The organism is Murinocardiopsis flavida (assembly GCF_003014485.1).
In the GTDB taxonomy this organism is placed as follows: Bacteria; Actinomycetota; Actinomycetes; order Streptosporangiales; family Streptosporangiaceae; genus Murinocardiopsis; species Murinocardiopsis flavida.
The window spans coordinates 162465-176361 of record NZ_PYGA01000015.1 but is presented as its reverse complement, the minus strand read 5'-3'; the positions used below and the strand labels follow the sequence as shown (position 1 = coordinate 176361).

General features: G+C 71.5%; 8 protein-coding genes. 3 read left to right on the top strand and 5 right to left on the bottom strand.

Annotated features, from left to right (window positions below):
• Positions 1 to 79: 79 nt before the first annotated feature.
• Positions 80 to 2716, bottom strand: a complete 2637-nt coding sequence (locus tag CLV63_RS20775) for a DUF6049 family protein (protein WP_281260749.1) — start codon at positions 2714 to 2716, stop codon at positions 80 to 82.
• Positions 2717 to 3072: 356 nt separating this feature from the next.
• Between CLV63_RS20775 and CLV63_RS20770 the strand changes: the two genes are divergently transcribed.
• Positions 3073 to 4581 carry a CCA tRNA nucleotidyltransferase gene (locus CLV63_RS20770; protein ID WP_394339796.1) on the top strand — a complete coding sequence of 503 codons (1509 nt, stop codon included), beginning with the start codon at positions 3073 to 3075 and terminating at the stop codon, positions 4579 to 4581.
• Positions 4582 to 4666: 85 nt separating this feature from the next.
• Here the strand turns inward: CLV63_RS20770 and CLV63_RS20765 are convergent, their stop codons facing one another.
• From CLV63_RS20765 to CLV63_RS20750, 4 genes are all read right to left on the bottom strand, one after another.
• Positions 4667 to 5305 carry a LysE family translocator gene (locus tag CLV63_RS20765; RefSeq protein ID WP_106584825.1) on the bottom strand — a complete coding sequence of 213 codons (639 nt, stop codon included), beginning with the start codon at positions 5303 to 5305 and terminating at the stop codon, positions 4667 to 4669.
• 114 nt (positions 5306 to 5419) lie between these two features.
• Entirely contained in the window at positions 5420 to 6718 is a 1299-nt protein-coding gene (locus CLV63_RS20760) for an MFS transporter (protein ID WP_106584824.1), read from the bottom strand.
• A 140-nt stretch (positions 6719 to 6858) separates the two neighbouring features.
• Positions 6859 to 7437, bottom strand: coding sequence for a hypothetical protein (locus CLV63_RS20755; protein ID WP_146165623.1), 579 nt, complete (start codon positions 7435 to 7437; stop codon positions 6859 to 6861).
• Positions 7438 to 7851: 414 nt separating this feature from the next.
• Positions 7852 to 8931 carry an inositol-3-phosphate synthase gene (locus tag CLV63_RS20750; protein WP_106584822.1) on the bottom strand — a complete coding sequence of 360 codons (1080 nt, stop codon included), beginning with the start codon at positions 8929 to 8931 and terminating at the stop codon, positions 7852 to 7854.
• An 882-nt stretch (positions 8932 to 9813) separates the two neighbouring features.
• Here CLV63_RS20750 and CLV63_RS20745 point away from each other — a divergent pair.
• Positions 9814 to 12351 (top strand): transglycosylase domain-containing protein, encoded by a 2538-nt coding sequence (locus CLV63_RS20745; protein ID WP_245928948.1) that lies wholly within the window; start codon positions 9814 to 9816, stop codon positions 12349 to 12351.
• 55 nt (positions 12352 to 12406) lie between these two features.
• Positions 12407 to 13849, top strand: a complete 1443-nt coding sequence (locus tag CLV63_RS20740) for a glycosyltransferase family 87 protein (protein WP_106584821.1) — start codon at positions 12407 to 12409, stop codon at positions 13847 to 13849.
• Positions 13850 to 13897: the final 48 nt, after the last annotated feature.

The following is a 13897-nucleotide window of genomic DNA, read 5'->3' as shown; positions in this document are numbered from 1 at the left end:
TCAAGACGTGGTTCCGTTTCTGCGGTGCACGGCGGCCCGTACCGGGGACGGGGCAGGGGGGCGGGTACCGGTTTCCGGGCTAGCCGCGTGCGGTCGGCTCGGGCCCTTCGCCGTCGCCGTCGCTTTCGTCGGCCGCTTCGGCGCTCCCGCTGCCATTCTGCTGCACGGCGGTGTCGTCCGGGGCGGCCGGCGGCGGGTCGGCGGGCGACGCGGAGCCGTTCCCGGCCGGATCGGGCCCGTCGGCGGTTCCGTGCGCCGAACCGGGCTCCGCGGCGGGCGCCGCGGCCGCGGCATCGCCGTGGCCGGAATCGGCCGCGTCGTCGTCGAGGCTGCCCGTGGGCGGCGTGCCCGGCGGGACGACGGAGGCGCGCGGGCCGCCCTTGAACCGCAGCCGCCGCCACTTGCGCAGCACCCGGGGCAGCAGTGCGATCAGCAGCACACCGGCGGCGGCGTAGGTGATGTACAGGGCGGTCGTGCCGGTGCCGGACGTCGTGACGGGCGTGGTGACCTCGTGCACGTTGAGGGGTTCGCCCTCTTGGTTCTGCACCTGGGCGTGCAGCACGGTGCGGCCGTTCACGTGCGACTCGATGGGCACGTAGACGGTGGTCTTCCGCGTCGGCGCGATGTCCATCTCCGCCGTGCCGAGGTCGCCGACCTCCAGTCGGGCGGCGTTCTCGGAGCGGATGGACAGCCGCACCCGGACGGGATGCTCGGTGAGGTCGTTGGCGACGACGATCGGCAGTTTCCCGCTCTCGCCGAGCAGCTGGTAGGGCTCGCCGGGCATGATCCGGACCTTGCCCTTGGCGCCGGACACCGCGTCGGCGACGATCGTGCGCACCTGCTCGGCCTTCGGGGTGTCGCCGCGCCAGGCGGCGGACTCCATGCGCAGGACCGAGCGGCGGAACGGGTCGCTGTGGTCGGTGAGCACGCTGTTGAACAGGCGGATGTCGCCTCGCACGTCCTTGACCTGGTCGAGGTAGCCGCCGCCGAGTTCGGAGCGCGCGGTCTTCTCCGGGTAGGTGAGGCTGCGGCGCTGGTCGCCGCCCTTCCCCGCGCCCTTGATGTCGTCGAGCGCGACGGGTTCGATCCAGGGCAGGCTCTCGGTGGCCTTGAGCAGTTCGTCGGCCAGTTCGGGGCTGGGGTCCCAGTCGCGGGGCGGGGCGAGCACGATCGTGCGCTCCTCGCCCGGCCGCTCGGCCGTGATCATCATGGTCTCGGCGGCGAACCGCTGCTTGGCGAGGGCGGCCTCGCCGGGGCCCCAGCTGCTCTGCCCCAGGATGGACGTCAGCCCGCTGTCGGCGACCACGGCGGAGGACGCCGCGGACTCGTCGCTCTCGGGGATCGGCGCCTGCGCCGTGGGGGTGTGGCCCAGCCACCGCTCCGGCGGCATCGCCGCGTCGCTCAGCAGATACCGCTCGGCGCCGTTGTCGTGCAGGAACTCGTGGGTGGCGTCGTTCATCACGCCGCCGGACGGCCAGGCGACCGTGGGGTCGGCGGTGCGGCCCAGCGTCTCCTCGACGGCCTGGCGGCCCAGTTCGATGGATGCCTCGGCGTCGTCCTCGAGCCCTTCGCGCAGGAGCGCGGCGAGGTCGGGGTCGGCGTAGGGGGTGGCGATGAGCGGTTCGTCGCCGATGATGCCCTTGGCCTGCCGCAGCCACATGCGGGCGTTGCTGCTCGCCGCGTACTTCTTGGTGGCCGGCGCGGTGGACTCGGCGCCGGAGTCGGCGACCGCGCGGTAGCCGCTGTCGGAGATGCGCTCGATGTCCTCCAGCAGGGCGGGGTCGACCGCCCAGGTGACGGGGACCCGGTCCTCCTCGGGGGGTTCGACGCTGGACTTCGCGGTGGGGTCGCCGTCGTCGTCGGACGCGTCGGCGGACTTCTGCGGCGACTCCGAAGGGCTGGGGGAGGCGGGGGAGGCGGGGGTCTCGTCCGGCGGCGACGGTTCGGGGGTCTGCAAAGACAGGTGGCCCGTCTGCCCGCCGATGCTCAGCAGCCGGCCCAGCCGGCCTTCGGGGCCGACCTCCTCGTCGAGCTCGTTGCCGAGGAAGGTGTCGTCGTCGGCGCGCTGGGGCTGGTCCATGAGGGGCCACACCCAGGAGACCTTGACGGGGTCGGCCTTGCCGCCCCCCTTGTACGGCAGGAAGGAGTCCTGCGAGCCGAGCGCCTTGCCCGAAGGGCGGTCGGCCTCGATGGTCATGGGGTAGACGCCGTAGGTGTCGAACCCGAGGTCCTTGGCGTCGGCCTTCAGCTCGTACTCGGCGGACTCGCCCGGCTCGATGGGCCCGGCGACGGTGGTGTCGGGCCCGGTGGCCGGCGGGGTGTTGCGGTCGCCGGCCGCGTGCGCCCGCACCTGCGCGCGGCCCGCGAGGGGCGCCGCGGAGTAGCGCATGCGGACCGTGATGTCCTTGACGGCCTTGTCGGTGGTGTTGGTGATGCGGCCGGTGACCCGCACCGTGCTCTTGGAGTCCACGGACTCGGGCGTGATGTCGTCGATGACGAGCGGATCGCCGGCGTCCTTGGGGGCCTCGATGGCGGGGGCAGCGAGCGGCGCACCGGCAGTGCCGTGGGCAGGAAGGGACCCGGCCAGTACCGGAGCCAGCGCGGCGGCCATGGCCACGACCGCGCCTACATGAGCAATTCGACGCACGCCTCTGGGTTTTCCGGATCGGGTTGACGGTGCGGTGCCGGGATTCGCGTTCGAGGAGCCGGCCGGCATGGCTGCCCCTCGCGGTGTCGCGGTCGCGCCGCGGTCGCACCGGTGACGATAAGCGCACCGCTGTAAGGCCGTCGTGAACATCGGGCTGATCGTGCCGACCTGAACCGACGATACCGCCTTACCGGAACGGAGCCGAAGCAACGACGGCAACGGAATGTCCCCGCAAGCCGCACGAATCGGGGTGCGCGCGGCCGATGGCCACGCCATCCGATACGCACGGACGCCGAACGCCGTCGATACGTCGCCATGTCGACAATGGCGCCGCCCCGCGCCGCGGCTCCCGCGCCGAACGGGCGCACGGGCCGCCGGCACCGGCGATTCGCACGGGCATCCCGGGCCGCTTACCCTCGGGGACTGTGCCGAACACTGTATTTCCAGGCGACGACCCCGAGACCGGTCCCGACCGCACGCGCGGCGGCGCCGAGCCGCCACCTCCGGAGCTGTCCGGTGCGCAGCGGGCCGCGATCTCCGGCCTGCTGCGCTCCATCGACACCATCGCCGAGGAGCTGGGCGGCCGGTTCGCCACCGCGGGGCACGAGCTGGCGATCGTCGGCGGCCCGGTGCGCGACGCACTGCTCGGCCGCGAGGTCCACGACCTCGACCTCACCACCGACGCGGTGCCGCAGCGCATCCTCGAACTGGTCGACGGCTGGGCCGACGCCGTGTGGACGGTGGGTATCGACTTCGGCACGGTCGGCCTGCGCAAGGGCGGCCTCCAGGTGGAGATCACCACCTACCGCAGCGAGGCGTACCAGCCGAAGTCGCGCAAGCCCGAGGTGAGCTACGGCGACTCCCTGTACGGCGACCTCGCCCGGCGCGACTTCACCGTGAACGCCATGGCGGCGCGGCTGCCCGAGCAGGGGATCGTCGACCCGTTCGGCGGGCTCGCCGACCTCGCCGCCGGGGTGCTGCGGACACCGGGACGACCCGAGGACTCCTTCAGCGACGACCCCCTGCGCATCATGCGCGCGGTGCGCTTCGCCGCGCAGCTCGGGTTCACGCTCGCGCCCGAGGTGAAGGAGGCGGCGGCCGGCATGGCCGACCGCCTCGCCATCGTCTCCGCCGAGCGGGTCCGGGACGAGCTGGTCAAGCTGATGCTCAGCCCCGACCCCCGCACGGGCATCGAGCTCATGGTCGAACTCGGCATCGCGGCGCACGTGCTCCCCGAGATCCCGCGGATGCGGTTGGAGATCGACGAGCACCACCGCCACAAGGACGTCTACGAGCACTCCCTGACGGTGCTCGACCAGGCCATCGACCTGGAGCGGCAGCGGGGCATGGAGCCCGACCTCGTGCTGCGCCTCGCCGCGCTGCTGCACGACGTCGGCAAGCCGAAGACCCGCGCGTTCGAGGACGGCGGCCGGGTGACCTTCCACCACCACGAGGTGGTCGGGGCGTCCATGAGCAAGAGTCGGCTCGGCGCGCTGCGGTTCCCCAAGGACGTCGTCGCGGACGTCGGCACGCTGGTGTCACTGCACCTGCGGTTCCACGGGTACGGCAAGGGCGAGTGGACCGACTCGGCGGTGCGCCGGTACGCGCGCGACGCCGGGCACCTCCTCCAGCGCCTGCACGTCCTCACCCGCGCCGACTGCACCACCCGCAACCGGCGCAAGGCCGCGGCACTGGCCCGCTCCTACGACGACATCGAGCGGCGGATCGACACGCTCGCCGAGGAGGAGGAGCTCAACAAGATCCGCCCCGACCTCGACGGCAACGAGATCCAGCGGATCCTCGGCATCGGCCCCGGCCCGCTGGTGGGCAAGGCGTACCGGTTCCTGCTGGAGCTCCGCCTGGAGAACGGTCCCATGGAGAAGGAGGCGGTGGCCGCGGAGCTGCGCCTCTGGGCGGCCGAGCACACGCCCTGACCGGGTAGCCCGGCCCGCCGCCGGGTGCGCACCCGCCGGGCGGCGCGGTGTCGCCAAGGCGAGTTGTCGACAAGGCGCCGAGTCGTCACGCCCGGCGGCCGGTCAGCGCGAGGTGCGCGCCCAGGCCGATCATCAGCACCCCCGAGACGGCCCCGGTGACCTCCAGTCGGCGGCGGCCCCGCAGGAACCACTGCCGGGCTGCCCCGGCGGCCAGGGCGTACACGGAGTCCGACGCCACGCCGATGGCGACGAACACCGTGCCGAGGACGAGTATCTGGCCGGGCATGTTCCCCAGCCCTGTGTCGGTGAACTGCGGGAGCACCGCCAGGAAGAAGACCAGCGTCTTGGGGTTGGTGGCGCCCACGACGAACCCGTCCCACACGGCGCGCGCGCCGCCGCGGCCCTCGGGGGGCGCGTCCAGCGAGGCCGCGAACGCACGCCGGGAGCGGATGGCGCGGATCCCCAGGTAGATCAGGTAGGCCGCGCCCAGCATCTTCAGTGTGGTGAACAGCACGGCGTACTGCACGATCACGGCGCCCACGCCGATGGCGACGGCGGCCACGAGTACCAGCGCGCCGAGTGCGTTGCCGAAGGCGGAGCGGAGGGCGGTGCCGCGGCCCTGGGACAGGGCGCGGCCCAGCACGAACAGCACACTGGGGCCGGGGATGATGATCAGCGCGAACGACGCCAGGGAGAAGGCGAGCAGGGTCGTGGCTGTCGGCATGGCGGCTCTCCTGGAGGTTCCGGGGCGCGGTGCGGCGTCCGGCATGGCGCCGCCCGGCGCTTGGCAGCCTACGGTCGCGCCCGCACGGCCCGCCAGCAGGCTGCACGCGCGCGGTCAGGCCCCGGGGGCGTGCGCCGCGCCGCGGTCGGCCCTGCGGTGGGCGAGGAGCCAGCAGGCGCCCATCGCGGCGTATGCGGCGGCCATGGCCGCCACCACGGGCGCCGAGACCCCCGACGGCGGGACGGCGACCGCGGCGGCCCCCGCCGCGGCGACGAAGGCCGCGTTGAAGAGCATGTCGTAGACGGAGAACACGCGCCCCCGGTAGGCGTCGTCGACATGTCGCTGTACCAACGTGTCGACAGAGACCTTGACCCCCTGCGACACCACGCCCAGGCAGAACGCGGCGATGGGGAAGAGGGGAGGGGAAAACGGCAGGCCGAACAGCAGGAGCGCCGCGCAGCCCCCGCCGAGCAGGGCCGCGATCCACAGCCCGGTGGACATCCGGGCGGTGGCCCACGGGGTCGCCACCGCGCCGACGAGGAAGCCGGCGCCCGATGCGCCGAGCGCGACGGAGAACCCCGCGAGGCCCGCGACCCCGCCCGCGCTGAAGGTGTTGTTGTACAGCAGGAGTGTCAGCAGGGTGGAGATCCCGAACACGAACCGGTGCCCGGCGATGGTCGCGAGGCCGTCGCGTGCCGGTGTGCGGTGCCAGATGTGCCGCGCCCCGTCGGCGAGACCCGTGAACACGCCGCGCACGGCGGCGCGCACCGCGGGTGCCTCGTCGTCGAGGTCGGGGCCGAGTTCGCGGCGTCGCAGCATCAGGGCCGTGCCGCCGGCCGCCGCGAAGCCGACCCCCGCGCCGAGCAGGATCAGTGCCGTGCCGCCGAGCCCGTCGCCGCCGAGGAGCCGCAGCCCGGCGGCGGTACCCGCGCCGAGGAAGCTGGCGACCGTGCCGCAGGTCGGGGTGACGGCGTTGGCCATCATCAGCTTCTCCCGCGCGACCACGTGCGGCAGTGCCGCGGACAGGGCCGCGAGGAAGAAGCGGTTCACGCTGAGCAGGCAGAGCGCCGCGGCGAAGAACAGCGCTCCGTCGGACCCGGCGGCGGCCATCCCGGCGGCCGCGACCGCGAGGGCGGCCTTGGCCAGTGCGGAGACGAAGAGGACTTGTCGACGTGACCATCTGTCGATAAAGACACCGGCGAACGGTCCTACGACCGAGAAGGGCAGCAACAGCACCGCGAACGCCGCCGCGACCGCGCCGGCGGACGTGTGCTGCTCCGGGTTGAAGAAGACGTATCCGGCCAGCCCGGCCTGGAACGCACCGTCGGAGAACTGGGAGACGACGCGGGTCGCGAACAGGCGGCGGAACCGCGCCCCCCGGAGGACGTCGCGCAGATCACCGTGGAAGGACACTCGGTCAGCGTAGGGCCGGGACCGCGGTGCGCCGACCGGGCGGCGGGGGAGGAACGGCGGATGTTTCACGGGAAACCGGGAGACGCGGCAGGGCCCCGCCGCACCTGGCAATGAGGTGCGGCGGGGCCCTGTGACCGCGCTTAGTCGAGTGAGCCCTCGGCCGTGGTGGTGCCGTCGGTGCCCTTCGAGTTGATCTCGATCTCCATGCCGCCGTCGTCGGTGATGGTGACCGTTCCGGGGTCCTGGCAGATGCCGCCGGAGTCGCCGTAGTCGCTGTAGGCGTAGTCCATGTTCATCTCGGTGTCGGAGGCGCTGGTCATGGTCAGGTCCCAGGCGCACTCGTTGCCGTCGACGGTCGCGGCGATCGCACCGGTGTCGGTGCCCTCGGTCATGCTGATGCCGATGATCCACTCTTCCTCGGTGCCATCGGGCCTTGTGGCGGTGAGGGTGCCGCTGTGCGTTCCCGCGAAGTTGTCCGGAATGGTGCCGCCGGAACTACCGGAACCACCGGAGTCGTCGGACGGATCGTCGATGGGGTCGTCGACGGGTGCGTCCGAGGACTCGGAGGGGGTCGGGTCGGAGGAGGCGGACGAGGAGTCGCCGCCGGACAGCAGGAACCAGCCGGCGATGCCGCCACCGCCGAGGACGACCACCACCAGGATGATCACCAGCGCGATGACGCCGCCGTTGCCCTTGTTCGGCGGCGGCCCCGGCGGCATGCCGGAGCCGTACGGGCCGGGGTAGCCGGGTCCGCCGGGCGGCACATCGTAGGGGCCGCCCGGCGCGCCGCCGGGCGGTGGTCCGTACGGACCGTTGGGCGCCCCGCCCGGTGCGCCGTAAGGGCCGCTGGGCGGCCCGGGAGGCTGGCCCGGCTGGCCTCCGGTCGGGCCCCACGGCCCCTGCTGCCAAGGACCGGGGCCCTGCCCCTGCGGGTCTGGTGGCGGATAGCCGGGGTTCGGGGGGTGGCTCATTGGCTGGGCCTCGCTTACGTCGCCGCATAGTGCGGTTTCGGGTTCTTTGAGATACTACGGCCCGATCCGTGTCTACGGACAGCGGCGAACGGTACCGGACAATCCGAGCAGGCTACATGTCACCGGCGAACCTGCTGAAAGCCACCGTCCGAACGCGCGGTGTCAGCGTTCGGTCGTGCCGGCGATGAACGCCTCCACCGCCGCGTGCGCCTCGCTGTCGCTGTACTGCTCCGGCGGGGACTTCATGAAATAGGACGACGCCGCGAGGAGCGGACCGGCCACACCGCGGTCCTTGGCGATCTTGGCCGCGCGCACGGCGTCGATGATGATCCCGGCGGAGTTGGGAGAATCCCACACTTCCAGCTTGTACTCCAGGTTGAGCGGGACGTCGCCGAAGGCGCGCCCCTCCAGCCGCACATAGGCCCACTTGCGGTCGTCGAGCCACGGCACATGGTCCGAGGGCCCGATGTGCACCGAATCGGCGTTCAGTTCGTGCGGGATCTGGGACGTCACCGACTGCGTCTTGGAGACCTTCTTCGACTCCAGCCGCTCCCGTTCCAACATGTTCTTGAAGTCCATGTTGCCGCCGAAGTTCAACTGGTACGTGCGGTCGACCACAACGCCGCGGTCCTCGAACAGCTTCGCGAGCACCCGGTGCGTGATCGTGGCGCCCACCTGCGACTTGATGTCGTCGCCCACAATGGGCAGCCCCGCCCGGGTGAACCGCGCCGCCCACTCCGGGTCGGAGGCGATGAACACGGGCAGCGCGTTGACGAACGCCGCCCCGGCGTCGATGGCGCACTGCGCGTAGAACCGGGCGGCCTCCTCCGAACCGACCGGCAGGTAGCAGACCAGGACATCGGCGCGCGCGGCCTTCAGCATGGCCACCACGTCGACCGCGTCGTCGGCGGACTCCGCCACGGTCTGCCGGTAGTACCGGCCCAGCCCGTCGTAGGTGGGACCCCGCTGTACGGTGATCCCCGTCGGCGGCACCTCGCTGATCGTGATGGTGTTGTTCTCGCTCGCGGTGATCGCCGAGGCGAGGTCGTGGCCGACCTTCTTCGCGTCGACGTCGAACGCCGCCACGAACTCCACATCGCGGACGTGGTAACCGCCGAACTCGACGTGCATCAGCCCGGGGACCCGGGCGTGCGGATCGGCGTCGGCGTAGTAGTGGACGCCTTGGACGAGTGACGCCGCGCAGTTGCCGACTCCCGCGATGGCGACGCGTACCGAACCCATGTGACCTGCGCTCCTTCGACCATGCCCGGCGCGGCGCGCGGCGGCGGACGTGCGGCCGCCCCGTGGTGCCGTGCCGACCCTCCGGGCAGCGTCCGAGTTGTCTGTTTTGTGGTTGTTAACGGTATCGGGTCGATATATTGGCGACCCGGGAGGGATCACGGTGGTCCGCATCGCTCCCGGCACTGCGCCATGCCCCTGGCGGGTAAAAAACCTCGCGCTGCTGAGCTGCGATAACCCGACTGAATGGGAAGATCCGCCATTCCGGCTCCCACTCTGCCCCCGGCAGGTCGTACGCTGACACCGCTGAGGAACGAGTAGCGGATCGTTACCGAGGCAGGGCCGTAGAGCAGTACGCTCGCGCCCGGGTTGTGCTATATGACCGCATCGCCCTAACGTAACGATCGCCCCTTTGTGGGCCGGCGTCGACAATCCGGCGCCGCGCATGCCAGGGTCCACCGCGTACCGCTTGGTCACGAGCGGTGCGATGCGCCGTTCACCGTGAGCGGTCAGGAAGGAGCGACGGCACGTCCGCGCCGGGAGCAGTCGTACCCCGGCCCGGTACCCCCCACACGTTCCCCTGTGCCTCGGGCGAGGTCCGTCCCGAGCACGGAGCGTGCGGCAGTAGTCGAGTGCCGTGCTCTGGAATTTCCGCCCCGATAGGCCAGCGACAGGAGGAAGCAGCGACCAACGTCTTCGGCACGCCGGAGAGGACCACCCGCACGCACCCGGAGTCCACCCCTTTACCAACGGACACCACTGCGACCGCGGCCGGTTCAACTCTCCCCCCAGGCGAGTCGGACCCGTTATCCCCGGGGGATCCCGCTGCCCCCTTCCGTTCCCGTTCCCCGAGCGGGCCGGCCTGACGAAAGCAGACGATGACGCGTGAGTAGCGAAAGACGACGGAGCGCCGGTGGCCGGCGCCGGGCCGGCGGCCCGGCGCCCGAATCGCGCGGCAACGGCGGCAGGCGTGCCTCCCGCGGCTACGACGACGAGCGCCCCGCCCCGCGCCGCCAACCCGCAGAGCAGGAGTCCGGCGGTTTCTGGGACGACGACGAGCGCGGCGGCCGCGACCGCAGGTCCCGGCGCGACAGCCCGCCGCCCCGCCGCGCGGCGGCGGCCTCGGGCGGCGCCCGCGACGGCGGGCGCCGCCGCGGCGACGACCGCGAGGGCCGCGACGGCCGCCGCAGGCCGCCGTCCAGCGGCTCCCGGTCCGAGGGCTCCCGGCGGGCGTCCGGCGGTGGGCGGCGCCGCCCACCGGGGCGCGACGACGAGCACGACGACCGCGGCCCGTTCAAGCGGTTCATGGCCAAGGCGTGGAAGCCGGCGCTGATCGTCTGCGCTGTGGGGTTCGTGGGGGTCGTGGCGGTGTTCGGCATCGCCTACGCGACGACACCGGACTTCAACGAACTCAAGACTCAGGCCACCTCCCAGAACGCGGCGACGTCGATCCGGTTCGAGGACGGCGGCATGGCGACCACCTCGGGCGAGGTGAAGCGGTTCCCGATCGGCGCGAACGAGATCCCGAAGCCCGTCAAGAACGGAGTCCTGGCGGCCGAGCAGCGCTCGTTCTACGACGACCCCGCCGTGTCGCCCGTCGGCATGCTCCGCGCGGCGGCCGGCTTCGGGCAGGCCGGCGGCGGTTCGACCATCACCCAGCAGATGGCGCGCAACTACTATGACGGCCTCTCGCAAGAGGTCAGCTACACCCGCAAGTTCAACGAGATCATCATCGCGCTCAAGGTCGAGCAGTCGCTGAACAAGGACCAGGTGCTCGCGCAGTACCTGAACACGATCTTCTTCGGCCGCAGCGCCTACGGCATCCAGGCGGCGTCGCAGGCGTACTTCGGCAAGGACATCGACAAGCTCGACAACGCCGAAGGTGCGCTGCTCGGCACGATCATCCAGCAGCCCGGCAACTTCCAGGACGTCTCCAAGGACCCCAAGATGGAGGCCGTCCTCAAGGAGCGGTGGCAGTACACCGTCGACGGCATGGTCGCCATGAACGGCGACGACCCGAAGCTCGGGATCAGCCAGGCAGAGGCCGACAAGCTCGAATTCCCGAAGATCATCAAGCCGCAGGCCGACAAGGACAGCACGGGCTACCGCGGCTACATCAAGACCGCGGTGACCAAGGAGCTGACGTCTCGGTACTCGCTCAAGGAAGCCGACATCGCCGGCGGCGGCTACGAGGTCAAGACCTCGCTCGACAAGAAGTACATGGAGTACGCCGAGAAGGCCGTCAAGGAGGAGATCCCCGAGAACACCCCCGAGGAGACCAACATCGGTCTCGCGTCGGTCGAACCCCAGACCGGTGAGGTCAAGGCGTTCTACGGCGGCACCGACTTCCTCGAGGACGCCAACAACTCCATCGACCAGACCGGCCAGGCGGGTTCGGCGTTCAAGCCCTACGTGCTCGCCACCGGCCTGTCCCAGGGCATCAGCCTGAAGAGCGAGTTCAACGGCGACTCCCCGCAGAACTTCGAGGGCCTCGGCGAGCCGGTCCGCAACGACAGCAACAAGTCGTGGGGGACGGTCGACCTGGTCGACTCCACCGCCAACTCGGTCAACACCAGCTTCGTCGAACTGGCGATCCAGGTGCAGCCGCAGAACGCGGCCGACACGGCGAAGAAGGCGGGCATCCCCGACGCCCGGTTCAAGACGGCCGACCTCGGGCCGAACATCGCTCTCGGTACGTACCAGGTCAGCGCGCTCGACCAGGCCGCGGGGTTCTCCACCTTCGCCAACAAGGGCAAGCACATGCCCCAGCACATGGTCACCGAGGTCAAGAACCGCGACGGCAAGGTCATCGAGCCGAACGACGCGGACAAGCTCGACAGCGGCACGGCGGCGTTCGATGCCGACGTCGCCGCCGACGCCACCTATGCCATGGAGCAGGTCGTCAAGAACGGCGGCGCCAAGACCGCGGCGCTGCCCGACGGCCGCCCGGTGGCCGGCAAGACCGGTACCTCCAACAGCGCGAAGTCGGCCTGGTTCGTCGGCTTCACCCCGCAGCTGTCCACGGCGGTCGGCCTGCACCGCAGCGACCAGAAGCCGGTGACCATCCCCGGTGTCGGCGCGCTGTACGGGTCGAAGACCCCTGCTGCGGTCTGGAAGAACTTCATGACCAGGGCCATGAAGGGCAAGGAGATCCAGAAGTTCCCGCCGCCGGCCAACGTCGGCCAGGCGAAGAACTACGGACCCACGCCGACACCGACCCCCACACCGCGGGAGACCGAGGAGCCGGACCCGACCCCGACACCGACACCGTCGGACTCCCCGTCGCCGACGGCGCCGGAGACCACGCCGCCGCCCGACGACTGCCGATGGGGCGACCCCCGGCCGGAATGCCAGGATCAGCCCGACCCGCCTGATCCGACCGACGATCCCGAAGAGACCGACGGGCCCGGAATCCCGTGGTGACACCCTGACCCGCCGTGTTGGCCAGCACCGGCGAACCCGTCTATAAAAGGGTGGCGTGATCACCACGTCTGATACCCCGGGCCATCCAGGTGCCGGTGACGCCGACAGCGTCACCGGCACCTCGCGCAGGTCGGCCGCCGCGGCGTTCCCGTGGCTCTGGCTGACCGCCATCGGGCTGGCCGGCGCCGTGCTCGGCTACCTCGTGAAGCTCTCCTGCCGCACCGGGGGGTGGTGGGACGGCACCCAGAACCACTTGGGCTGCTACAGCGACATCTACCCGCTGTACTTCCGCGACGGCCTCGACACCGGGACCGTCCCCTACCTCGACAAGGCCGTCGAGTACCCCGTCCTCATCGGGGCCTTCATGCACCTCGCGGCGCGGGCGGTGGCGTGGCTGCCCGACGAGGGGGCGCGGGCGCTCGGCTACTTCGACCTCAGCGCGGCCGTCCTCGGCGGGTTCCTCGTCGCCGCGGTGCTGAGCGTCGGCTTCCTCGTGGGGCGCGGCGGCGTCGCCGGGGCCGGGCGCCCGTTCGACCGCACGGCCGCGCTCGTCGCCGGGGCGTTCACCGCGCTGGTCCCCGCCGCCTTCATGACCGCCTACATCAACTGGGACCTCATGGCGGTCGCGCTGCTCTGCGGCGGCATTGCGGTCTACGCGCGGGGGCGCCAATGGAGCGGAGGGGTGCTCATCGGCCTCGCCGTCGCCGCGAAGTTCTACCCGTTCCTGGTGTTCGGCCCGCTGTTCGTGCTGCTGGCGCGGCACCTGCTGCGCCGGTGGCGCGGGCTCCCCGACGAGGCGGGCGCGACCTCCGTGGGCGACTTCCTGCGCCCGCTGGGGGGCGCCGCCGCGGCGTGGGCCGCGGTGAACGTCCCGGTGCTGGTGGCGGCGCCCGCCGCGTGGGCGACGTTCTTCACGTTCAGCCGGGAGCGGCCGGCCGACTGGGGCTCGGTGTACTTCGCGCTGGGCGAGCTGGGCCTGTTCGACACCGGCGACCTGGACCGGATCAACTTCCTCGGCACCGCGCAGCTCGTGGTCGTGTGCGCCGGGGTGGCGCTGCTCGCGGTGCTGGCGCGGCGCAGGCCGTCCTGGGAGCAGCTCATCCTGCTGGTGGTGGCGGGGTTCCTGATCACCAACAAGGTGTGGTCGCCGCAGTTCGTGCTGTGGCTGCTGCCGCTGGCGGTGCTGGCCTGGCCGCGCAGCACGATGCGGCCCTGGGTCTGGGCCGCCGTGCTCGGGGTGTGGCAGCTCGCGGAGTACGTCTACATCAACGCGATCTGGGCGCTGCTGGCGCACTTCACCGACATGGAGGCCGGCAGTGCGGCGCCGTCGGCGGGCTTCCCGGCGTTCGCCGCGCAGGCCTTCGGCTTCGGCGACACAGCGGCGACCATCGACGGCCCGACCTACGCCATCGCCCAGTTGGTCCGGATGTTCTCGCTGGTCATCGTGTGTGCCTTCATCGTTGTGGATTGCCTGAGAAACGGCGATTCCAAGGCTTGACAACTGGTAACCTTGGCATTCGTCCGGCTCCGAGCCGCCCCCTCCGCA

What these genes read in the sequence shown, in the direction of transcription:
- CLV63_RS20750 (WP_106584822.1), bottom strand. Translation starts at nt 8,931, where the DNA reads ATGGGTTCGGTACGCGTCGCCATCGCGGGAGTCGGCAACTGCGCGGCG.
- CLV63_RS20755 (WP_146165623.1), bottom strand. Translation starts at nt 7,437, where the DNA reads ATGCCGCCGGGGCCGCCGCCGAACAAGGGCAACGGCGGCGTCATCGCG.
- CLV63_RS20775 (WP_281260749.1), bottom strand. Translation starts at nt 2,716, where the DNA reads ATGCCGGCCGGCTCCTCGAACGCGAATCCCGGCACCGCACCGTCAACC.
- CLV63_RS20765 (WP_106584825.1), bottom strand. Translation starts at nt 5,305, where the DNA reads ATGCCGACAGCCACGACCCTGCTCGCCTTCTCCCTGGCGTCGTTCGCG.